At 72.9% G+C, this 23,099-nt stretch carries 17 protein-coding genes and 1 riboswitch; of the genes, 11 read left to right on the top strand and 6 right to left on the bottom strand.

Annotated elements, in window-relative coordinates:
• Positions 1-53 precede the first annotated feature (53 nt).
• The 3 genes from QNH85_RS15015 to QNH85_RS15005 all read right to left on the bottom strand — a co-directional run bounded on the left by QNH85_RS15015 (position 54) and on the right by QNH85_RS15005 (position 2,461).
• Positions 54-602 carry a potassium channel family protein gene (locus QNH85_RS15015; RefSeq protein WP_282947706.1) on the bottom strand — a complete coding sequence of 183 codons (549 nt, stop codon included), beginning with the start codon at positions 600-602 and terminating at the stop codon, positions 54-56.
• 41 nt (positions 603-643) lie between these two features.
• Positions 644-1,057 (bottom strand): ATP-binding protein, encoded by a 414-nt coding sequence (locus QNH85_RS15010; RefSeq protein WP_282947705.1) that lies wholly within the window; start codon positions 1,055-1,057, stop codon positions 644-646.
• A gap of 96 nt (positions 1,058-1,153) precedes the next feature.
• A complete protein-coding gene (locus QNH85_RS15005; RefSeq protein WP_282947703.1) occupies positions 1,154-2,461 on the bottom strand; it encodes a hemolysin family protein in 1,308 nt (435 codons plus the stop codon).
• Positions 2,462-2,762: 301 nt separating this feature from the next.
• Here QNH85_RS15005 and QNH85_RS15000 point away from each other — a divergent pair, with 301 nt between their 5' ends.
• Together QNH85_RS15000 and QNH85_RS14995 are read left to right on the top strand one after the other, a co-directional pair.
• Positions 2,763-4,745: a penicillin-binding transpeptidase domain-containing protein gene (locus QNH85_RS15000; RefSeq protein ID WP_282947701.1), complete on the top strand. Its 1,983-nt coding sequence runs from the start codon at positions 2,763-2,765 to the stop codon at positions 4,743-4,745.
• Positions 4,746-4,881: 136 nt separating this feature from the next.
• Positions 4,882-4,957: riboswitch (cyclic di-GMP riboswitch) on the top strand.
• Positions 4,958-4,970: 13 nt separating this feature from the next.
• Positions 4,971-5,147, top strand: a complete 177-nt coding sequence (locus QNH85_RS14995) for a hypothetical protein (protein ID WP_213282382.1) — start codon at positions 4,971-4,973, stop codon at positions 5,145-5,147.
• Positions 5,148-5,153: 6 nt separating this feature from the next.
• Here the strand turns inward: QNH85_RS14995 and QNH85_RS14990 are convergent, their stop codons facing one another.
• Positions 5,154-7,694, bottom strand: coding sequence for a flippase-like domain-containing protein (locus QNH85_RS14990; protein WP_282947699.1), 2,541 nt, complete (start codon positions 7,692-7,694; stop codon positions 5,154-5,156).
• A gap of 175 nt (positions 7,695-7,869) precedes the next feature.
• On the opposite strand from QNH85_RS14990, the gene QNH85_RS14985 reads away from it, so the two are divergent.
• Positions 7,870-8,487 (top strand): DUF308 domain-containing protein, encoded by a 618-nt coding sequence (locus QNH85_RS14985; RefSeq protein WP_249669225.1) that lies wholly within the window; start codon positions 7,870-7,872, stop codon positions 8,485-8,487.
• A gap of 4 nt (positions 8,488-8,491) precedes the next feature.
• Here the strand turns inward: QNH85_RS14985 and QNH85_RS14980 are convergent, their stop codons facing one another.
• Positions 8,492-9,349 carry a CPBP family intramembrane glutamic endopeptidase gene (locus QNH85_RS14980; protein ID WP_428830421.1) on the bottom strand — a complete coding sequence of 286 codons (858 nt, stop codon included), beginning with the start codon at positions 9,347-9,349 and terminating at the stop codon, positions 8,492-8,494.
• 210 nt (positions 9,350-9,559) lie between these two features.
• Between QNH85_RS14980 and QNH85_RS14975 the strand changes: the two genes are divergently transcribed.
• The 8 genes from QNH85_RS14975 (at position 9,560) to QNH85_RS14940 (ending at position 21,433) form a co-directional block, all read left to right on the top strand.
• A complete protein-coding gene (locus QNH85_RS14975; protein ID WP_282947696.1) occupies positions 9,560-10,225 on the top strand; it encodes a hypothetical protein in 666 nt (221 codons plus the stop codon).
• Complete coding sequence (locus QNH85_RS14970) at positions 10,222-10,524, top strand: transcriptional regulator (protein ID WP_282947694.1); 303 nt, start codon at positions 10,222-10,224, stop codon at positions 10,522-10,524. The genes QNH85_RS14975 and QNH85_RS14970 overlap by 4 nt, the downstream gene beginning before the upstream one ends.
• Complete coding sequence (locus QNH85_RS14965; protein ID WP_282947692.1) at positions 10,521-11,420, top strand: ABC transporter ATP-binding protein; 900 nt, start codon at positions 10,521-10,523, stop codon at positions 11,418-11,420. Before QNH85_RS14970 ends, QNH85_RS14965 begins: the two co-directional genes overlap by 4 nt.
• Positions 11,417-12,205, top strand: a complete 789-nt coding sequence (locus QNH85_RS14960) for an ABC transporter permease (protein ID WP_282947690.1) — start codon at positions 11,417-11,419, stop codon at positions 12,203-12,205. Before QNH85_RS14965 ends, QNH85_RS14960 begins: the two co-directional genes overlap by 4 nt.
• 202 nt (positions 12,206-12,407) lie before the next feature.
• On the top strand, positions 12,408-13,070 hold the full coding sequence (locus tag QNH85_RS14955; protein WP_282947689.1) for a hypothetical protein: 663 nt from the start codon (positions 12,408-12,410) through the stop codon (positions 13,068-13,070).
• 47 nt (positions 13,071-13,117) lie between these two features.
• The gene (locus tag QNH85_RS14950) at positions 13,118-19,558 is read left to right on the top strand and encodes a DUF6531 domain-containing protein (protein ID WP_282947687.1); all 6,441 of its coding nucleotides are present in this window, start codon (positions 13,118-13,120) and stop codon (positions 19,556-19,558) included.
• A gap of 84 nt (positions 19,559-19,642) precedes the next feature.
• Positions 19,643-20,044, top strand: coding sequence for a hypothetical protein (locus QNH85_RS14945; RefSeq protein ID WP_282947685.1), 402 nt, complete (start codon positions 19,643-19,645; stop codon positions 20,042-20,044).
• A 630-nt stretch (positions 20,045-20,674) separates the two neighbouring features.
• The gene (locus QNH85_RS14940; protein ID WP_282947683.1) at positions 20,675-21,433 is read left to right on the top strand and encodes a hypothetical protein; all 759 of its coding nucleotides are present in this window, start codon (positions 20,675-20,677) and stop codon (positions 21,431-21,433) included.
• An 853-nt stretch (positions 21,434-22,286) separates the two neighbouring features.
• Here QNH85_RS14940 and QNH85_RS14935 read toward each other — a convergent pair.
• The gene (locus tag QNH85_RS14935; protein ID WP_282947681.1) at positions 22,287-23,039 is read right to left on the bottom strand and encodes a copper homeostasis protein CutC; all 753 of its coding nucleotides are present in this window, start codon (positions 23,037-23,039) and stop codon (positions 22,287-22,289) included.
• Between the last annotated feature and the right edge of the window lie 60 nt (positions 23,040-23,099).

The raw sequence follows: 23,099 nt of genomic DNA, 5'->3' as shown, positions 1-23,099 counted from the left end.
CGCCGTCGGCGTGTCCGCTCGCACCGTCCACCCGATGGTGCGCGGCGCCGGGCTCAGTCCGGCCGGCCCGACCGCTGCGACCGCTGCACCGCCGCGAGGAACAGCCGCCCGACGACGCCCAGGAACGCGAGCCCGCACACCATCTGCACGGTGGTCACGACGCGGGCGGCGCCGGAGACCGGCGCGATGTCGCCGAACCCGACCGTCGCGAGCACCGTCATCGTGAAGTACAGCGCGCCCAGCTTGTCGAGCGGCTCGGTGAACGAGGCCGGCGCCGCCTCCGAGAGCGCCGCGTACCCCGTCGCGAACACCGTCACGAACAGCACGGCGGCCACCACGAAGGCCTCGACCGCGCGCAGCATGGGGTACGGCGACCGGATGACGGCCCGCACCTGCCACACCAGGACGGCCACGAGGACGACGAGGCCGACCACCAGCAGGGTGAGCACCGCGGCGGTCGGCCGGTCGGCCGGGCGCACCGCGTAGACGAGCAGCAGCAGCAGCGTGGTCGCCGCGGTGCGCGCGGCGGCCCTCGCCTGCTCCGCGCGCGGTGGCGGCACTGCGGGCGTGCCCGGACGGGATGCTGCCGGCGGTGCCGTCATGGAACGACATCATGGCCGCCCGCGCGCCGGGGCGGGAGGTCTCAGGCGGTGAGCAGGTGCGGCATCGCCGCGACCGGCGTCTCGAACCACACGGTCTTGCCGCGGCCCGGGTGCAGGTCGATGCCCCACCGGGAGGCCAGCGCGTCCACGATCCGCATCCCGTTGCCGCCGGTCCGACCGGCGTTGCCCGGGCGGACGACCGGCAGCGTGGGGTCGGGGTCCGTGACCGTGACGCGGACGCAGTCGTCGTGGCACTCCGCGGTCAGGGAGATGTGCCGGTGGGCCCGGGTGTGCACGACCGCGTTGGTCAGCACCTCGCTGGTCAGCAGCTCGACCGTGGCGGCCTCCTCGGCGCTGGCGTGCGCGCGCGTCGCCCGCTGCACGACCCAGGTGCGGCCCTCGGCCACGGCGTGCGGCTCCGGGTCCAGGACGAGCCGGTCCGGACGGTGCGTCATGGTCGATCCTCCCGGTCGCTCTGCTACGACGTCCGGTCCAGGGTGCGGCAGCGACGGGCTGCGCGCATCCGGGCGGGGGCGGGATCACCCCCGCGGTCACCCGGGGTCGCCCGCGGGCGGGTCCTCCGGCGGGGGCACCACCCGCACCCGGGCGATGCGGCGGCCGTCGACCGCGGTCACCTCGATCCGGTGCCCGTCGACCTCCACCGCGTCGCCGACGTCGCCGAGCCGCCCGAGGCGCGCGATCACGAACCCCGCGACCGTCTCGTACGGGCCGTCCGCCAGCTGCACGCCGGTGAGCTGGGTGAACTCCTCGATCGTGATGCCGGCGTCGTACGACCCGGGCGCGCCCTCGCGGGCCTCGGCACCGGAGGAGCCCGGCATGTCGTACTCGTCGCGGATGTCGCCGACGAGCTCCTCGACCAGGTCCTCCAGGGTGACGATCCCGTCCGTGCCGCCGTACTCGTCGACGACGACGGCGATGTGCACGCCCTCGCGCCGCATCCGGGACAGCGACGGGAGCAGCTTGTTGGTGCCGGGCAGCACGACGATCTCCCGCATGACGTCGCGCACCCGGACGCCGTCGCGGCCCTGCGCCTCGAGCAGCTCGCGGATGTGCAGGAACCCGAGCACGTCGTCGAAGTCCTCGCCGATGACGGGGTACCGCGACCACGGCTGGTCGCGCACCCGGTCGAGCGCCTCGGCGAGCGACAGGCGGGCCTCCAGGAAGTGCACCTCGCCGCGCGGGCGCATCACCTCGGCGACGGACCGGTCGGTGGCCTCGAAGACGTCGGTGAGGATCCGCCGCTCGTCCTCGGGCAGGCCCTGGTGGGCGATGACGAGGTCCCGCAGCTCGGACTCGGTCATCTCCTCCCCGGTCGCGTGCGGGTCGCCGCCGAACAGCTTGACCAGCAGGTTCGTGGACGCCGACAGCAGCCACACGACCGGCCGCACCAGGGACGCGAACCGGTCGAGCGGCGGCGCGACGGCCAGCGCCACCCGGGCGGACTGCTGCAGGCCGATGCGCTTGGGCACGAGCTCGCCGAGCACGAGCGACAGGTAGGCGATGATCAGCGTCAGCACGATGAGGGCGATGGTGTTCGCCAGGCCGGGGGAGGCCCCCAGCGCCTCGATGGCCGGGGCGAAGTCGGGCGCGATCGTCGACGCGCCGTAGGCGGCCGAGAAGAAGCCGGCGACGGTGACGCCGATCTGGACGGCGGCGAGGAACCGGTTGGGGTCCCGCGCGACGGACGCGACGCGCGCGCCGCGGGCGCTCTGCCGCTCGAGGTGGTTGATCTGGGTCTCGCGCAGGGAGACGAGCGCGATCTCGCTGCCGGCGAACACCCCGCCTACGAGGATGAAGAGCAGGACGAGGGCGATGCTGCCCCAGGTCTCGGAGTCCATCAGCGGCGAGCCCCCGTGCCGGACGCGCGCGGGGTGCGGGCTCGCCGCACGGGACTGCAGGGCAGATCGGGAGGGGACATCGCCCCATTCCAGACAACGCTCCCCGCGGCGTCAACCGGACCGCCGGGCGCCTCGCACAGGATGCGCACAGCACCCGCGCGAATCCGTTCGCCGTTCCGGCCGTCCCGGGTGGTCAGGATCCCTAGGCTGACCTGGCGCCGGACCACCTGGGACCGGCGACCGCGTGCCGCGGCGGACGGCGCAGCGTTGTGAGGATCGGGGCGAGGCGCGAGTGGTCGACGTGGCAGCACGCTGGGTGCCGGGGGCGACGTGGGCCCGACGGGGCGCGCGTCCGGATGGTCCGGCGGGCGGTGCCCGCGCGCGCCGGCCGCTCACGGTGCTCACCGTCGCGGCTCTGGTGATCGCGCTCGGTGCCTGCAGCGGGGGCGACGACGACGAGCGGCAGCAGGTCGCCGCGGCGCTCGCCGACGCCCTGGCCACGGGCGACTTCGCGGGCGTGCCCCTGGACGGCACGACGGCGGGCGCGGCCGCCGAGCGGCGCACCGCGGCGTACGAGGGTCTGGACCCGTGGGTGCCGCAGGTCGAGGCCGGCGAGGTCGTGGCCGCCGAGGACGACGAGACCACCGCGTCCGTCGAGCTGGCCTTCACCTGGGACGTCGACAGCAGCGACGCGGACTGGACCTACACGACGCACGCCCGCCTGGTGCGCGTCGACGACGAGTGGCGGGCCGCGTGGTCGCCGATGCTGCTGGCGCCCGACCTCACCGACGCCGAGGTGCTGTCGGTCCGGCGGGTGCAGGCGGAGCGCGCGGACGTGCTGGGCGCGGGCGACGCGGTGATCGTCGAGGCGCGGCCCGTCTTCCGCGTCGGCATCGACAAGACCCGGGTCCCGGCCGCCGAGGCCGACGCGGCGGCGCGTGGGCTGGCGGGCGCGCTCGGGCTGGACGCCGAGGCCTACGCCGGCCAGGTGGCGGCGGCAGGGGAGAAGGCCTTCGTCGAGGCGATCGTCGTGCGCGAGGGCGACCCGGCGTACGACGTGGCGGCGCTCGCGGCCCTGCCCGGCGTCAACGCCGTGCCCGCGGAGCTGCCCCTGGCGCCGACCCGGGCGTTCGCGCGGCCGGTGCTCGGGACGGTGGGCCCCGCGACCGCGGAGATCGTCGAGGAGTCGGAGGGGGCGATCCAGGGCGGCGACCTCACCGGCCTCGGCGGGCTGCAGAAGCAGTTCGACGAGCAGCTGCGCGGGCTGCCCGGGCTCACCGTCGTCGCGACCTCGGGCGGGGCAGCCGAGCGGCAGCTGTTCCACGTGGAACCGACGGCGGGCCGGCCGCTGCGCACGACGCTGGACCCGGCGGTGCAGCAGGCGGCCGAGGACGTGGTCGCGACCGTCACCGGCAGCGCGAGCGCGGTCGTCGCGATCCGGCCGTCGACGGGCGACGTGCTCGCCGCGGCGAGCGGCCCCGGGGGCGGCGGCCAGAGCACGGCGACGCTCGGGCTGTACGCGCCCGGGTCGACGTTCAAGGTGGCGACGTCCCTCGCGCTGCTCCGGGCGGGCCTGACCCCCGACAGCGTGGTGACCTGCCCCGAGACGGCCTCGGTCGACGGCCGGGAGTTCCAGAACTACCCCGGCTACCCGGCGTCCGCGCTGGGCGACATCACCCTGCGCACCGCGGTGGCGGAGTCGTGCAACACCGCCTTCCTCACCGCCGCCGACCAGGCGCCGCAGGAGGCGCTGGCCGCCGCCGCGCAGGCGCTCGGCCTGGTGGAGGACGCCGACCTGGGCTTCGCCGGGGCCCTGGGCTCCGTGCCCGCCGAGGCCACCGGGGGCACCGACCACGCGGCGTCGATGATCGGGCAGGCGCGGGTGCAGGCCACGCCGCTGGGCATGGCCACGGTGGCGGCGTCCGTCGCGGCCGGCGCGCGCGTCACCCCCCGGCTCCTGCTGGACGAGGGCGCGACGCCCACCCCCGCGCCGGAGCCGGCCCAGCCGCTCACCGCACCGGAGGCGGAGGCGCTGCGGGCGATGATGCGGGCGGTCGTGACCGAGGGCGGCGCGACGTTCCTGCAGAGCGTCCCCGGCCCCGAGGTCATCGCGAAGTCCGGCACGGCGCAGTACGGGACCGGCGCCGACCTGCAGAACCACGCCTGGATGATCGCGGCGCAGGGGGACCTCGCGGTCGCGGTGTTCGTCGAGACGGGCGACTTCGGGTCGACGACCTCGGGTCCGCTGCTCGACGCGTTCCTGCGCGCGGTGCCGCAGGGCTGACCCGTCCCGCCTTCCCGCGTCAGGCCCGGGGCATATGCCCGATTTGGCCTGAGTGGGTGAAATGCGGCGTCTGTTCCTCGATCTGCTGGAGGAACCCTTCCGCCACGGCGGGCCGCGGGCCTACAGTCGGGATCGTCAGCGACAAGGGCAAACCCTCCGCGAGGAGGGGACGCAAAGCCACGGGACCCCCGCAGGTCAGCCGGGCTGCCGAACGAAGGACTCGTCATGGAACAGCGCGGCTTCTACGAGCCGGCCGAGCGGGACCGCACCGGTTCCGGCCTCCGCCCCGACGTCACGGGACGCACCGCCTCCCGTCTCACCTCCTGGTCCCGGGTCGCCGCCGCGCTCGCGGCCAGCGGTGACCTGGTCCCCACCCAGCGGGAGTGCACCGCGGCGTCCTGACCGGCGCTACAGCTCGCCGACGCGCTGCAGGTACCGCATCGACGCCCAGCCGACCGGGATCCGCAGCCAGTAGGTGAGCACCCGGAACAGCACCGCGACCGAGGTGGCGACGCCGGGGTTCACGCCCACGACCGACAGCGCGCCGGCGAGGGCGATCTCCGTCGTGCCGATGCCGCCGGGGGTCGGGGCGACCGACCCGGCGGTGTTCCCCACGAGGAACACGATGGCGACCTGCACGAGCGACAGCTCCTGCCCGAACGCCAGCAGGCACACCTCGAACGCGAGCACGTAGCCGAAGGTGGTCAGCACGTTGCCACCCAGGCCGATCGCCAGGCGGGTCGGCTGCCCGACCACCTCGATCAGCCGCGGCCAGGTCTGCCGCAGCGTGGGCAGCGTCTTGGTGCCCACCCACTGCCGCACCCGGGGCACGAGCATGGCGGCGGCGACCAGCGCCGCGAGGACCCCGACCGCGACGATCACGGTGGGGGAGACCGTGAACCGCTCGAGCTGGTTCGTCCCGGAGGCCACCGACAGCACGAGCAGCAGCAGCATCGTGACGATGAACTGCGCCACCTGGACCAGCGCGACCGTCGCCGTCGCCAGGGACGTCGAGGTCCCCCGCCGGGTGAGCAGCCGCAGGTTCAGCGCGGCCGGGCCGATGCCCGCGGGGGCGGCCAGCGCCACGAACGTCGCGGCGGACTGCGCGACCGTCGCGCGCCAGACCGACAGCTTCACCGGGGAGAACGCGACCAGCGAGAGCCCGGCGCCCAGCAGCGTGAGCATGCCGAGCGCGAACGCCAGGACGCTGAGCCGCCAGTCGGTCGTCGCGAGCGCGTCGAGGATCGTCCGGAGGTTGATCGACGTCAGCAGGATGATGACCGCGGCGGTCGTCAGCAGGATCGTCAGGACCGCCCGGGCCCCGAACCGCACCAGCTGCACCGGCTCGACGTCGGCCTCGGGCAGGCGCGCGACCAGCGCGGAGCGCAGCTCGGTCAGCACCTCCTTGTGGGCGCGCAGCTCCTCGCGGGTCCGGCGGGGCAGCGCGATGGTCTGCAGCAGCGGGCCGATCGCGGCGATCTGGTCCTCGCGCAGCACGGCGACCGCCGACTCGAGCGCCCGGGTCGTCCCGACGCGCAGCGCGAGCAGCGCCACCAGCTGGGTCCGGTCCATCCGGCGCGCGAGGTCCGAGGACGCGACGTCGCCCTGCTCCCACCCGACCAGCCAGACCGTGGGCCGCGCGCCGCCGTCCGACACCAGGATCACGTCGCTGGTCAGCGCGCGGTGCGCGAGCCCGGCCTCGTGGGCCCGGCCGAGCTGCGCCCAGATCTCCCGCAGCACGTCGTCGCTGATGTGCTCGGGGTCGAGGTCGGCGAGCGGCACGGCGTCCGCGACCCGGTCCTGCACGAGGATCATCGACGAGTCGGCCTCCGCGATGCCGCGGAGCCGCGGGGTGCGGACGCCCGCGGCCGTGGCCGTGTAGGACAGCAGCGCCGCGCGCTCGGCCGCCTGCCGCAGCGACACCACCGACCGGCCGTCCAGGCCGCGCAGCCGCAGCGACCGCCACAGCCGGCTCAGCGAGCCGACGACCTGCCGGTCGCCGTCCAGCACCAGGACGTCGAGGAGCTGCCCGTCGGTCGTCGTCATCTCGTACACGCGGTGGTCCGCGGACCGCACGACCGCGCGCGCGGCCGGGGTGCCCACCGTGCCCGCGACCTGGGCGCTCTCGCCGTCGGGCCGGTCCTCGTCCTCGCCGGCCACCCGGACCAGCAGGCGCGGGTGCCAGCCGGCACGGCGCACGCCCGCCACCAGGCTCGCGCCGTACGCGCGCTCGGACCGCACCCCGGACACGTACCGGACCGCGAGGCCGGTCGCCCGGCCGAGGAGCAGCGCCACCGCGACCCCCGGCAGGGACACGCCCGCGGTGATCACCATGATCCCGACGGCGACCCACACCAGGTTCCAGGACCACGCGACCGTCCGGCGGCGGGTGCGCGGGCCGGTCGCGGTGAGCAGGCCCGCGATGAGCGCGATGTACCCCGGGATGGTGAGCGTGAGCTCGCCCGCCAGCCGCACCGACAGGCCGGCGACGAGCTGGTCGGAGCCCAGGTTCTCGATCAGCCACGCGACGCCCGAGGTCACGAGCACCGCCGCGATCGCCGCGACCGACGCCTCGATCATCTGCCGGCCGAGCCGCCGCAGGGCCAGCTCGGTCAGCACGGCCAGCGGGACGATGAAGGTGACGACGCTCTCGAGCAGGGCGACCGGCACGATGAGCAGCTGGCGCAGCAGCGTCGCGAAGCCCTGGACGTCCTCGGCGACGCCCGTCGTGGTGTTGTGCGCGTAGGTGGCGAGCACCATGACCGCGACCGCGCCGAGCAGGCTGAAGACGACGCCCAGCAGGTCGCTCGGGTGGTGGACCCGGACCTCGGGGGTGTCGACGACCTGCGGCCGGTCGAGCCCGTCGGCGGGCGTCGGGATGCGCGGTCCCGTGGCGGGGCCCTCGGGTCGACCGGGCGCCGCCGGCGCGCTGGTCGAGGCGTCGGGCATGACGTGGAGTCTAGGCAGCGAGGCGCCACTCAGAGGGGCTCCCCGCCGCACCCGGCCGCATGTCCGTCCCTGAGGATGACGGCGGCCGGGTGGTGCCTCCGTCGCGGGGATGACCTGCGCGGACTAGCGTGGCGAGCACGAGGAGCACGGCACGTTCGACGAGCGGGAGGCGCACGTGGCCCAGGACCTGGACGACCGGCTGGCATCGGTGCTGCGGTCGGTGTGGTGGCTGCCGGTGCTCCGCGGGCTGCTGATGATCGTGCTCGGCCTGCTGCTGCTGGTGGAGCCGCTCGGCACCCTCGTCGCGCTCGTGTGGGTGTTCGGCGTGTTCGCGGTCGTCGACGGAGTCGTCGTGCTGCTGCAGGCGCTGCTCGCCCGCGGGAAGCCGGGCTTCGGGTGGCTGGTCGCCGAGGGCCTGGTCGACATCGCGTTCGGCGCCCTGATCATGCTCTGGCCCGACGTGACCGCGCTCGTCCTGTTCTACCTGCTGGCCCTGTGGGTGCTCGTGCTGGGGGTCACCGCCGTCGTCGTCGCCGTGGTCCAGTACCGGGCGCGCGACCTGGCGTGGTCCGGGACGCTGGTGTTCGGCCTGGTCGGGTTCCTGTTCGGCCTGCTGCTGGCCATCAAGCCGCAGGGCACGGTCGACGTGATCCTCACGGTGTACGGGCTGTTCGCCTTCGTCGCGGGCGTCGTGATGCTCGTGTCCGGCTTCGCGACGCGGACGCTGGCGCGCCAGCTGTCGTCCGGTGGCGCGCCCCCGACGGCCGGGTCCACGGCCGCCGACCTGCCGTGAGGCGTCAGACCAGCCCCAGCGCCGCGCGCCACTGCGCCGGCACGAGCGCGTACCCGACGAACGCCACCACGTCGAGCACCGTGTGCGCCACGACGAGCGGCATGGTCCGCCGGCGCCGGCGGTAGTACTCGGCGAACACCAGGCCCATGACGACGTTCCCGACGAACGGCCCGATGCCCTGGTACAGGTGGTACGACCCGCGGAGCAGGGCGCTCGCGGCCAGCACGGCCGGCGTGCGCCACCGCAGGTCCCGCAGCCGCTCCATCAGGTAGCCGACCACGACCACCTCCTCGAGCAGCGCGTTCTGCAGGGCGGCCAGCACCAGCACCGGCACGGTCCACCACGCGGCGTTCAACGCGGCCGCCTGCACCTCCACCGTGATCCCCACGACCCGCCCGAGGGCGTACAGGCCCAGGCCGGGCAGCCCGATCAGCGCCGCGAGCCCCAGCCCGACGCCGAGGTCGCGGCCGGGGCGGGCGCCGTCCAGGCCGATGCGCCGCACCGCGCTGCGCCCGTTCGCCGACAGCAGGTACAGCGCGAGCGCGACGGGCACGAGCGCGAACCCGATCGACAGGAGCTGGTAGGTCAGGTCGAGGTACGGCCGTGGCGACCGGCTGGCGTTCAGGGTCGCGGACTGCTCGGCGAGCGGGGCGTCCTCGGTGAGGCGCGCGACGATGTTCACCAGGGCGTACACGCCCGACTTCCCGAGCGACAGGCCCAGGACGATCCAGATCTCCGCGGTGAGCCGGCGGCGCCAGGCGCGGTCCGAGACCGGCGGCGTCCCCGGGCGGGGTGCCGCCGGCGCGGGTGCCGCGGGCCCGGGCGCGTCGGGATCGGGCGCGGGCAGGGCGGCGGCGGTCACCCGCGCAGCGTAGGACGCCGCGCTGGACGACGCCCGGGTGATCGCTGAGCGGCACCGGGAAGCGCGGGTCCCGGTCGTGCGCCCCCGTGCGGCGCGCACCCGCAGAACCGCGGCTCTCCACCTCCACCCCTTGCGGCGCGCGCCCGTCAGCGACTACTTTGCAGCACAAAGTTGTTGGCGCCCGCAGAGCCCCGGTCGAAGGACACCCGCATGACGCAGCCCACCGACGCCGGCCCGGCCGACGCCCCGCTCGACCCGGCGGCGGCCCGCGCCATCATCGACGCGCAGCGCACCCGCGTCCGGAGCGGTGCGTACACCGACGACCGCGTGATCTTCGGCATCTGGGCCGTCGCCTGGTCCGTCGGCTACGGCGTGCTGTGGGCGACCAGCCGCGACGGGGTCGCCGCGATGCCGTGGTGGGCGTGGGCGGTGTTCGGCGTCCTCATCGCCGCGGGGGTGGCGACGACGATCGTGCACTCGCTGCGCCGGATGTCCGGCCTGGAGGGCGTCAGCCGCACCACCGGCGCCCTGTACGGCTGGTCCTGGTTCGTCGCGTTCGTCGGCGGGCAGGGGATCGTGGCCGGGCTGGCGGGCACGGGGCTGCCGGACGAGACCATCACGCTGCTCGCCAACGGCGTCTCGGCGCTCATCGTCGGCGTCCTCTACATGGCCGGGGGCGCGCTCTGGCAGGACCGGGCGCAGTTCGCCCTCGGGGTCTGGATGGTGCTCGTCGCCGCGGTCGCGACCGTCGTGGGCATGCCGGCGACGTTCGCGGTCATGTGCGTGGCGGGGGGCGGCGGCATGGCGCTCGGTGCGGTGCTGGCGCACGCGGCACGGCGGCGCGGCGGGTCCGCCCGTCGGGGGGCGCGCGCATGACCGACGCGGACCTCGACCCCGTGATCCACGCCCAGTCCCGGCTGCGGGTCGTCGCGACGCTCGCGGCGCTCGCGCCGGGTGACCGCCTGACCTTCCCCCGCCTGCAGCAGCTGCTCGACATGACGGCCGGGAACCTGTCCACGCACCTGCGCAAGCTCGAGGAGGCGGAGTACGTGACCGTGCAGAAGACGTTCGAGGGCCGCACGCCCGCGACGTACGTGGAGCTCTCGGCCGAGGGCCGTGCCGCGTTCGAGCGGTACTCCCGGGCCCTGACCGAGCTGCTCGGCGGTTCGCGATGACCGCCCTCGTCGAGCTCGACCACGTGACCCGCCGGTACGGCGACGTCGTCGCGCTGGACGACGTGTCCCTGCGGGTGCACGAGGGGGAGCTCGTCGGCCTGCTCGGCCCGAACGGCGCCGGCAAGTCGACGCTGCTGTCGCTCGTCAGCGGCCTGCGACGTCCCGACAGCGGCACCGTCCGGCTCTGCGGTGGCGACCCGCGGGACCCGGCCGCCCGCGTCGCGCTGGGCACCACCCCGCAGGAGACCGGGCTGCCCTCGACGCTCCGGGTCGGCGAGGTGGTCGACCTCGTGGCCGGGCACTACCGCGACCCGATGCCGCGCGGGGAGGTGCTGGAGCGGTTCGGCCTCACCGGCCTGGCCCGGCGCCAGACCGGCGGGCTGTCCGGCGGGCAGCGGCGCCGGCTCGCCGTGGCCCTGTCCCTGGTCGGCCGGCCCCGCGTCGTGCTGCTGGACGAGCCGACCACCGGGCTGGACGTCGAGGCCCGGCACACCCTGTGGGAGGCGCTGCGCGACTACCAGTCCGACGGCGCGACGGTCCTCGTGACGAGCCACTACCTGGAGGAGATCGAGGCGCTCGCCCGCCGCGTCGTGGTCATCGGGTCCGGCCGCGTGCTCGTCGACGACCAGCTCGCCGCCGTCCTCGCGATGGCGGCCGCCCGGCGGGTGCTCCTCGAGGTGCCGCAGGACGCCGAGCCCGCGCTCGCGGCCCTGCCCGGCGTGCTCGACGTGCAGCGGGAGGGCCGGCGCACCGTCCTGCTGGCGTCCGACGCCGACGCGGTGGTCCGCGCGCTGGTGCGCGACGACGTGCCGTTCCGCGGCCTCGAGGTGCGCGGCGCCTCGCTCGAGGAGGCCTTCCTGGCCCTCACCACCACCGCACCGGAGGAGACCCGATGAGCACCGTCCCCCTCCCGCTGCGGGCGGGCACCCGGTCCTGGCTGGCGCTCGCGTGGCTGCACACGAAGTTCCAGCTCCTGGAGTCCGTGCGCGTCCCGATCGCCGTGATCGGGAACCTGCTGTTCCCGTCGCTCGCCCTGCTGTTCTTCGTGGTGCCGCAGCCGGCGGTGTCCGGGGACCCGCTCGCCGCGGTGGCCGCCGTCGCGCAGCTCGGCACGTTCGCCGTCATGTCGGCGTGCCTGTTCACGCTGGGCGCCGGGGTGTCCGAGGACCGCCAGCTCGCGTTCGACCCGTACGTCCGGACCCTCCCGGCCGGCGCGGGGCCGCGGCTCGCGGGCCGGATCGTCAACGGCATCGTGTTCTGCCTGGGCGCGCAGGTGCCCGTGCTGCTGATCGCGTGGCTGCTCACGGACGCGTCGACCGCGCCGTGGCGGGCCGCCGCGGGGATCGCGCTGGTGCCGGTCGTCGCGGTGCCGTTCCTGCTGCTCGGGCTGGCGATCGGGTACTCCCTGTCCGCCAAGGCGGCGATCGCCGTGGTGCAGGCGGTCCTGTTCCCGCTCGCCTTCGCCGGCGGGCTGTTCCTCCCGCCGCAGGCGTTCCCCGACTGGCTCGACACGCTGTCGCAGGCGCTCCCGTCGCGGGCCGCGCGGGACCTGGTGGTCCAGGTGACCACCGGCATCGAGGGCTCGGCGGTGGCGCTGCCGGTGCTGCTGGGGTGGACGGCGGTGTTCGCGGTCCTCGCGGTGCTGGCGTACCGGCGGGACGAGGGGCGCCGGTTCCGCTGAGCCGGGGAGGGGCTGAGTGGACCACGCAGCGTTCCGTTCGTCTCCTGCGGCGCACCACTCAGTTCGGCCCCTGACCTGCCACCCATTTCGTCGCTGAGCGCCTGCTGAGTGGCGCCTGCACGCCTCACTGGTCGTGCACGGGACCCCGTCGGGTCGTCGTGCTGGCGACTCAGGGAGTTCCGTGGTGGGTGCGGCGTGCCGGGTGCTGGTGTCTGTCCTTCTCGTCCTCGGTGGCGCGCTCGGGCTCGCCGGCGAGGCGTCGGCCGGCCCGCCGCGCCCGGTGTCCGCCGACCTGCGGTGCGATCCGGGTGACCGCTCGTGCGACCAGGACGGCGACCGGATCCCCGACGCGGTCGAGCAGGCCGTCTGCGGGTCCGTCACCTGCGCGACCGGGCACGAGGACGACGACGGCGACGGCGTCCCCGACTGGGTCGAGCGGCTGGCCTCCCGGTCCACGACCGCCGTCGACCCCGGTGCCGACCGGGACGCCGACGGGATGCCCGACTACGCCGAGCGCCTGACCTGCGGTTCTGCGGTCTGCGCGACCGGCCGCGAGGACGTCGACGGCGACGGCGTGCGCGACTGGGCCGAGGTCGTCATCTGCGGGGACGCGACCTGCGCCACCGGCTCGGAGGACTACGACGGGGACGGCGTCTCGGACGCCGACCAGCTGCACGCCTGCGTCGTCTACGACCGGGGCACGTGGTGGGGTGACCTCGCCCGCACCGGCGGTGACTGGTGGCCGCTGCTGCTCGCGGCGCTCGGCGCCCTGGGTGCCGGCGCCTGGCTGGTCCGGCGCCGGTCGGCAGCCCTGGCCACCGAGAGCGGCCCGGGCACCACCGAGCGCTCCGAAGGCGCGCGGTGACGGCGCCGGGCACCGCCGGTCGCCTCCGCGCGCTCCGGGGGTGCCGCGTGCTGCGGGTCGGCGTCGGGAGTGCGGTCGCGGGGACGCTGCTCGTGACGATGGCGGGGCCGGTCGCGGCGAGCGAGCCGGCGGGCCTCCTGACGAGCGAGGAGGTCGTCGCACTGGCCCGGGAGTGGGCCCTGCAGGCGACCGAGGCGGCCCCGAGCCCGGAGCAGGGCGGGCCGACCAATCCAGCGGATCCGGTGGAGGAAGCCGCGCCCGACCCGCTCACCGGCGCCGAGGTCGGCGACGTGCTCGCCGACCTGACCCGGACTCTCACGCAGCCCGCTCAGGCCCCGGACGGCACCGTGGCCGCCGGGTCGGGCGGCACCGTGGTCGCGGCGGATCTGGGCGTGCGGGCGCAGTTCTCGGGTCACGACGTGGCCACCGACCTGGCCGTACGGGTCGACGACCTGCCCGGGACCACCTCGGCCCGCTCCCGCTCGAGCATCGACCCGGGCCTGCCCGCGGACGCGGTGCTCCTGGTGGACCCGTTCGAGGTGGTCGCCTCCGGGCCGGACGGCTCGACGGTGACGTCCTTCCCGGCACGGTTCGCGACCGTCGCCCCCGAGACTCCCGAGGACCCGTCGATCGACACCGACGTGGTCCCCGGTCTGCGGCTCGAGGTCGCCGTGGACCCCGAGCGCGTGTCGGCGGCCGGGGTCGACCGGGGGAGCGTGCGGTTGTTCACCCGTGAGTCCGGCGACTCCGCCTGGACGCAGGTGCCGTCCTACCTCGACGCCGAGGCGTCGCAGGTCGTCGGTGAGCTCGACCACCTCTCGCAGTTCGTGGTCGTCGGCACCCCCAACGACCCGGACCCGCGCCCGCGGATCGTGCTGGACCCGGACAACGACGCCGCGGACACGACCGCACCGAACGGCGCGCACGTGACCGAGCTGCCGTACAACATGCAGCTCGCGACCGGGTTGCAGAGCCTGTTCTCGCAGGCGTGCCACGCGGACGTGGTGCTGACCCGCGACGGCAGCTCGCCGACGGTGTCGCGGGACCTGCGCGCGGGGATCGCGGCCGCTGCGAACCCGCACCTGCTGCTGACGATCGGGTTCAACTCCTTCGACGACGACCCCAGCGGCAGCGAGAGCGGCGGCGGGTCGCGGGTGTACTTCCGTGAGGACCCGCTGTCGATCGACGCGGCCCTGCGGTTGAACGACGAGCTGCCGGGCTACACCGGCCGCCCGTCGCTGCCGATCAACGTGCACCCCCTTCTGCCCTACCCCGAGTACGCGGGCCTGCCGGGTGCGAAGGTGCACCTGGAGGCGCTGTTCCTGAACCACAACTACGACTGGCCGGTGATCGAGAACGGCTTCGGCCACATCGTGAACGGCGTCTTCACCGGCCTCGGCAAGCACCTCGAGGGCCAGGGCTTCAACTGCACCGACTACTTCGGGGGCGGCTGGCCCGACCGGCCCAGCGCGGCGGAGCTGGCGCGGTGGCGGCTGCTGGGCCACATGAACTACCTGGTCTACGGGGCCGACCCGGTGTCCTTCTCGACGGGCAACCTGTTCGAGGACGAGCCGCTGTTCACGCTGCCCGGCCGGGGCGCCGGCGACACCGAGCTGACCCTGTTCTACAACTCCCAGGACGGGCGACCCACGCGGGTCGGCGCGGGCTGGTCGTTCGACCTCGGAGGGCGGGCGCAGCGGTTCTCGGACGGCTCCGTCATGGTCGTGCGCGGCGACGGGGCCTCGTTCGTGTACGAACCGGACGGCGCCGGTGGGTTCACCGCCGACCCCGGCAACACGTCGACGCTGCGGGAGGCCGCAGGCGGGCGCCTGGAGCAGACCGACGCGGACGGCACCCGCCGCGTCTACGACACCAGCGACCTCGAGGGCATCGGCGAGCTGGTCTCGATCACGGACCGCACGGGGAACACGACGACGCTGACCTACGGCGTCCCGGACGGCGACGACGCCTTCGTCCCGCTGACGGCGATCACCGACGCCGCGGGTCAGACGATCGCCGTCACGAACGACGGCGCCGGGCGGGTCACCGGGTTCACGCTGCCCGACGGACGCACCTGGCGTCTCGGGTATGACGGCGCCGGCGACCTGACCGTCATCACCGACCCCGACGGGCGAACCCGCACCTTCACCTACGACGCGGCCCACCAGATGCTCACCGCCACCGACCGCGCGGGGGTGCGGTACCTGCGCAACGTCTACGACGGCGCCGGTCGGGTCGTCGAGCAGTACGACGCCCAGGACAACCGGCGCACCTGGAGCTACGCGGACACCCCGGACGCCGACGGTCTGCGCCACGTCGTCTACACCGACAACGAAGGCCGTCCCGCGACGTACTGGTTCGACGCGAAGTACCGGGTCGTGAAGACGCAGGACACGGCAAGGCAGGTGGAGCGGTTCACGTACGACGGCGCGGACCGGCAGACCAGCTACGTCGACGCCGAGGGCCGCCGTACGACCTACACCTACGACGCCGCCGGCAACATCGCCACGGAGACCGGTCCGGACGGGACCGCCAGGTCGTACACCTACGACGTGGGCGGCGAGGTCACCTCGGTCACCGACCCGGGCGGACCTGACGGCGGCGACCGGACCACGACGTGGGCCCTGTCCCCGGCCGGTCTGGTGGACGCGGTGGTCTTCGCGGACGGCACGCGCTCCACCGCGACGTACGACGCGGCCGGGGACGTGCTGTCGCAGACCGACCCCGAGGGGGGCACCAGCACCTACGTCTACGACGGCCGGGGCAACGTCGTCTCGGCGACCGATCCGACCGGCGGCGTCACCAGGTACGCCTACGACGCGGCGAACCGCCTGATCGCGGTGACGGACCCGGTCGGTGCGACCACGACGTACGCCTGGGACGCCGGCGACCGTCTGGTCACGCAGGCCGACCCCGACGGTGGCGTCGTGTCGATCACCTACGACGCCAACGACCACCCGCTGACGGTCACCGACCCCACCGGAGCGGTCACCGCCTACGGGTGGGACGACATGTTCCGCCTCACCTCGGTCACCGACCCCGAGGGTGGCGTGACGACGTACACGTACAACACCGAGGACGCCCTGGTGTCCCAGACCGACCCTCTGGGCGGGGTCGTCACGTACGAGCTCGACGGTGCCGACCGTCCCGTGACCGTGCTGGACCCGAACGGCGGTGCATGGGTGATCACCTATGACGCCACGGGGAACGTGCTGACCGAGACCACCCCCGAGGGCGGCACCACGACGTCGACCTACGACGACGCCGGCCGCCTGGAGTCGGTGACCGACCCCACCGGTGCGACCACCGCCTACGCCTACGACGCGGTCGGCCGGCTGGTCGCCGAGGTCGACCCCACCGGCGCGAGGACGACGTACGCGTACGACGTCATGGACCAGCTCGTCGCCGTGACCGACCCCGCCGGGGAGATCACCACGTACGCGTACGACGACGCCGGGGACCTGACGTCGGTCGTGGACCGGCGCGGACAGACGTGGGCAGCAGAGCACGACGCCTCCGGGCGGCTCGTCAGCCAGGTCGACCCCCTCGGGAACCGCACCGCGTACGAGTACGACCTCGCGGGCAACCTCGCATCGGTGACCGACCCGCTCGGCGCGGTGACCGGCCTCGAGCACGACGCGATGGGACGCGTCGTCACGCAGACCGACCCGCTGGGCCACGTCACGTCGACGGCCTACGACCTCGCGGGACGGGTTGTGTCCGAGACGGACGCGCTCGGCGCGGCGACGGTCTACGCCTACGACCTGGCGGGGCGCCTGGTGTCTCGCACAGACCCCACCGGTGCCGCCGTGGCCTACACCTACGACGCAGCCGGCCGGCAGACCAGCTACGCCGACCCGAACGGCACGCCCACCCGGTACGCCTACGACCCCGCGGGGCAGCTGGTGTCGGTGCAGGAGGGCGCGGGAACCGAGGTCGAGGCGACCACCGGGTACGCCTACGACGGCGACGGCAACCTCACCGGCATCACCGAGGCCCGCGGTGGTGTCACGTCGTTCGCGTACGACGCGGCGGGTCGCGTCGTGTCGGAGACGAACCAGGTCGGCTCGGTGTGGACGACCGCCTACGACGCCGCCGGCCGGGTCGAGCGCGCCCAGGACGCCAACGGCCATGTCACGCGCTACACCTATGACGCCCGCGGCGACCTGGCGACCACCCGGTACGCCGACGGCACCACGGTCGACCTGGAGTACGACGCGGAGGGCCTGCCCATCGCCATGACCGACGCCACCGGCGCGACGGCCTGGGCGTACGACGCAGCGGGTCGCCTCTCGAAGCAGACGGACGGCAACGGGCAGACCCTCGAGTACGCGTACGACGCGGCCGGTCAGGTCACCGGGCTGACGCTCCCGTCGGGCGACACGGTTGCCTCCACGTACGACCTCGCGGGTCAGCTGGTCGCCCAGCACACCCCCTGGGGCGACCTCGACCACACCTGGGACGCGAGCGGTCGACTCACCGCGACGGCCCGCACCGAGGCCGATGGCGCGCAGGGCGTGGAGTCGACCTTCGCCTACGACCCCGCGGGGCGGATCACCACGCTCGCGCATCTGACGCCGCGGGACCCGGACGCGGACGCCGCGGTGCCGACCGAACCGGCGGTGGCGGTCACACCGGTGCGGCGCGGCGGGGCGGAGTGCACGTCGGCGGACGCCTACCTCGCGAGCCGCACGGTGCCCGAGGCCGGTGCGGGCGTGCGCTGCCAGGCGGCGGCGGACTACGCGAAGAACCGCGTGCTGCCCGTGCCGGACCCGGTGGCCACCGACGGCGAGGGCATCCGCCTCGACTACACGTACGACGACGCGTCCAACGTCACCAGCCGCACCCGCACCACCGGCCACGTGGCAGGCGCGACCGACCCCGTGGGGACCAGCGCCCTGCCCGGACCGGCGGCGACCCACAGCACGCAGTACACCTACGACGCCCTTTCCCGACTGACCGCCTCCGCATCGAGTGACGGGGACGAGGCCCACTACGGGTACGACGCGACAGCCAACCGGACGTCGTGGTCGACCACGGTCGCCGGCGAGTCCACGCAGTGGTCGGCGACGTACGACCAGGCGCACCGGCTGGTCGCCGCGGACGTCGTGCGTGGTGGAGCCACCGCGCACGTCCAGTACGCGGTCGACCGCAACGGCGCGCGCCTGTCCGCGTCAGCCACGGGGGACCCGGCCCTGTCAGCGGACCTGCGGTCGAGGGCGACGTACGACGCGGCGGGCCGGATCAGCTCGTACGCCACGGACGACGCCGCCACGACGTACACCCGCGACGGCCTCGGACGAGCCGTCGGTACCGCGACCCAGACCGCGACGGGCACCGTCGCGGAGACCTGGACCTTCGACGGTCTGACCGGGGTCGCCGGACGCTCCGGCGACGACACCATGGCCGTCATCCGCGACCAGCTCGGAACGCTCGCGCTGGGAACGGATGAACGCCTCGCCGGCACGCTCGACGGTCCCACCCGGTGGGGCCTGGTCGACGCACTCGGCTCGGTCATCGCGCAGGCATCCGGCGCCACCGGCACGACCTCGATCACGCAGGCGATGGAGTACAGCGACCTCGGCGGCAGCGAACCGGACACATCGGGGTGGGGCTCGGAGGTCGGGTACTCCGGCCAGGACACGGACCTGGCCACCGGCACCGTCAACTACCACCAGCGCCTGTACGACCCTGTGACCGGTAGCTGGGCCTCAATGGACGCGTGGCGGGGACTGCTCGAGGCACCGGCCACCCTCAACGGCTTCGCCTTCCTCACCGGCAACCCCACGTCCCAGATCGACGTCCTGGGGTTCGCGGGCATGCTGATCGACGGCATGTGGGGCTCGCCCAGGTCGTACGCAGCCGCGAAGAACGCTCAGGCCAAACCAGCAAGCGCTGGATACGCGCCGGGTTGGCGCCCCGGATACTCACCCAAGGAAACCCGAGCGCAGAGCGCGAGCCCGCTTCGCGCCAAGAGAACGGTGGCTGCACAAGCGAGCCCGGTCGGACTCGTGCACAAACCGAACGCGCGCGAAGCGCTGACACATGCGGAACGCACCCTCGGCAACATGCATATCCGGCTCGATCGCGTCGCTGACTCCATCTGGAACTCGGCCATCACGCTCGCGACGCGCGAATGGGGGTTCGACTGGGGGACCGCTAGCGCAGGAATCATCAATATCGCGTGGGGAGCCACATCGTTTGCCAGCGGCGTCGCGGGTGTTTTGGCCGGAAGTGTCGCGACTGCGACGGTCGCCGGCATTCCCATAGGCATCCCCGTGTTGATGGTGTCCATGTACAAGGTCGTCAGCGGCGGGTCGAAGACGACGCGTGGAGTCAATCAACTCGTGCAAGCGTTCGGCGCCGGGACGTGCACGGAAGCGTGCGGCACGGCTGACAATCTCAAGAGAGCAACAATCAAGGTGCTTCCGGGCGGACAGCTAGCGTATGACGCCGGGGTTCTCGACTGGCTCGGCGGAATGCCATAGCGCCGGGAATATGATAAAATCGAGACCGCGGCCAGAGGGAGGAGCTCATGTATGCCGCGTGATCAAGCACAAGTGAAGCGACACATGATCAACTCGCGGCACAGTGTCAAAGATATCGCTGACATGCTGTTCCCCGGGGCGTTCGTGTGCTCAGTAGTAAAAGGCAGGCATCCGATACCTGCTGTCTCGCGCGCGCTCATTTTAGCGGCAGTCTCGGCATATTTCGGCGGCAACTTCGATCGCAAACTTGCGCGCGCATCCGGCGTCCTTACGCTCGCATTCAATCGAGAATTCGCGGCCGTCTTCACGTCCTCGGCCGCGTCGAAGGGGGAGCCTACGATCCACGTGGAGGACGCTCGCGATAGTTTCCATTTAGTGAGGCGCGGCGGCAAGTTTGCCGTTTTCGCGGTGGAAGGCGTTCATTATGTGATGTGTGGCGTCTGTTGTGAGGCGCTCGTCTCCGAACCCTGGTTTATGGACGAGTAGATGAGTGGCGCACTGCAGCGAGCTATATCGTCCACCCGATGCCACGGTTATTCAATGGCGACTGAGCTCAACGTTAGGCTGGTCGACGTCTCTGGGCACAAATTGTTGATGTGCGCGCAATGCGCTCGAGAGTTGGAGGCGCAGTGGGCGTCATGACGGTCGTGCGTACCGCGGCAGACACGAGTCGGCGACGTTGGCCACGAGGACGACTTTCCGGTGCGAAGCGCTCGGAACCCCGAAACGGAACTATGTATGTGAGAAACTGATGGAGCACATGCCGGAGAGGCTACGCGCCGATAATGCTGCCGATCTAGTCGTATGCGCGCGCAGAATCCTCGGCGATACCGCTATGGATCCACGAGTTAGCGGAGTTGTTCTTTCGGACGAAATCACTACATTCGCGGAGGTGAATCGACCTCAAGACAGCGATCGCCTCACCCCGATCCCCTTGTCCGGACAGTTGCTCTTCGGTCGAGATGATCGCGGTAATCCGCAAGGTGAGTTGATTTTCTGGATTGACAGCCGAAAAGTCGTAATTGAGATTGAACTCGTTTGGTATACCGAGATGCCTCCGAGTGTCTGGCCGACCGGCGAGATGCTGTGGCGATAAGGTGAGCACACCCTGGAATCGTGCGACCGCACCTACAGGCGCACCGACTCCTCGCCGCGGACGTCGACCGGGGTGGTGCCATCGCGCACGCCCAGTACGCCGTGGACGGGAACGGCGCGCGCTCGTCCGCGTCGGGGACCGGCGACCCGGCCCTGTCTGCGGACGTACGTTCGAGTGCGAAGTACGACGCGGCGGGCCGGATCAGCTCGTACGCCACGGACGACGCCGCCACGACGTATACCCGCGACGGCCTGGGACGAGCCGTCGGTACCGCGACCCAGACCGCGACGGGCACCGTCGCGGAGACCTGGGCCTTCGACGGTCTGACCGCGGTCGCCGGACGCTCCGGCGACGACACCATGGCCGTCATCCGCGACCAGCTCGGAACGCTCGGACTGGGTTTTCGATCGACTGAGGTTCACATTATGAGCACATGGCACGCGGGCATCGAATTTGAACAACTCAAGGGTGTCAGTGCCGCATGCTATTCGAGACCCGGGTTCATCTGGGCTGCCAGCTTTCTTGCGTTCCTGCTGATCGGGGTGATCTGCGGCCTCATATTCGACGAGTCCTTCGTGGATTCGCCCTTGTCGCTCCTGGTGATCGTCCCGGCTCTGATCTCGGGGACAGCAATGGGTGGCTATTCGGCAGGGTATGAGGTGAGGCTGAAGCAGGAGGCGCGGGCGGGATATGCGACGGTGTACGGTCGCTCCGTCGATCTTGTCGAGGTGGATTGGCTTTCGAGTCGCGTGATCCGACTCGCGAGCGAACCGCGGTAGAGTCGCGAAGAGCACTCGCGTCGTATCGCTCTAGTACGGGGGGCTGCGCGCCACGACGACTCATCAAGCACTGCGTGATGAGTCTTCATCGCGAGGATTTCCTCCAGATATGCAAAGATGCTTCTCGCGCTAATGGCGCCCGTGGTTGCCGCTGCGGCGACGCCGGCTCTAGGTCGGTCGGCATGCTACACACGCTTGATCGCCGCTGGACTGTGCGCATGGATGGGCCTCAGCCACGGGGGCGCATCATTGTCGTCGCATGGTTCGATCCCGCGAGCTCTGATCTCGGCTCTCATCGGGGCCGCGCTGGCTCCGTGGGCGTTGATTTGGGAGCAGATGGTCGACGTGAGAATGGGGACATAGTGACTGACGATCGCCGATCGTATGAGCGCCTCTCGCGACGTAACAAGCAGGTAGTCACCGCAGTTGCCTATCTATCAATAGCGATCGGTGCAACCCTGCTCACAATATCGGGAGCGAAGGGAACGAACGTTGACGGCCCCGGGCCTGGACTGGAGATCATCGTGCTCTTGGGTCTGAATCCGGAAGGAGAAGCGGACGCCTTCTGGCTCTGGTTCGGGCGTGTGATGATCTACTTGTGCCTCATTTTGATTGCGGGTGGTGGCGTCGTCCTCCGCGGACGAAATCGGTCACGTAGATAGGAAGCACGTGCGAACGGCGATGCCCCCTGAGGTCTACCGCTCACCAGGCGGCACGGTCACTCGGTGGCGGCGACACATCCACACCACCCCCGGGCGAGGACGAGCGCCGACGGTGAGTGCGGAAACGCGTCGCTCGTCGACATCTTTGGGTACATGTTGTCGAAGTGCTCGCACGCGAGCGCAGCTCTTCGTCAGCCCCGCGCGAGCGCCGCCACCGCCGCGGCGACCACGTCCGGGTCCGTCACGGTGTGCCCCGACGCCCCGCCGCCCCCGGGGCCGCCGTCACCGGCGACGGCCCGGCTCGCCGAGAGGTGCACCGCGTCGACCCCCGCGGCGACCAGCGCCCCGATGTCGACCGGGCGCACGCCGCCGCCGGCCTGGATCTGCACGGCCCCGGCGGTGTGCTCCACCATCGCGGCGAGCCGTCGCACCCCGTCGATGCTCCGGGAGGCGCCGCCGGAGGTCAGGACGCGCGTGACGCCCGCCGCGGCCAGGTCGTCGAGCACGGCGAACGGGTCCTCGACCGCGTCGACGGCCCGGTGGAAGGTCACCTCGCGGCCGTCGGCGGCCGCGACAAGCACGCCCAGGGCGGCCGTGTCGACCGCGCCCGACTCCGTGAGCACCCCGACGACGACGCCGTCGACGCCGGCCTCGACGCACGCGCGGACGTCGCGGACCTGGACGTCGAGCTCGTCGGCGTCGTAGACGAACGACCCGGGGCGCGGCCGGACGAGCACGTGGATGCCGGGGGGCGTCCCGCCGGCGGCGGCGCGCGCGTCCCGCTCGGCGACCAGCGTCGCCAGCAGCCCCGCGCTCGGGGTGATGCCACCCGTCGCGGCGAGGGCCGCGCAGACCTCGGTGCGCGCGGCCCCGGCGTCGGCCGCGATGCGGTAGCCCGCCAGGTCCTGCACGGCGATCTCGAGGACGGGGCGGCGCGCGGTCACGCAGATCTCCTTCACTGGGCGCCGGGCGGACCGGCGGCGGTCAGGTGCACCGTAGCGGCT

The sequence above is a fragment of the Cellulomonas endometrii genome, from assembly GCF_949769265.1.
Lineage (GTDB): Bacteria > Actinomycetota > Actinomycetes > Actinomycetales > Cellulomonadaceae > Cellulomonas > Cellulomonas endometrii.
Note: the sequence above shows the minus strand (reverse complement) of the source record. Positions and strands in the feature narration are given on the sequence as shown.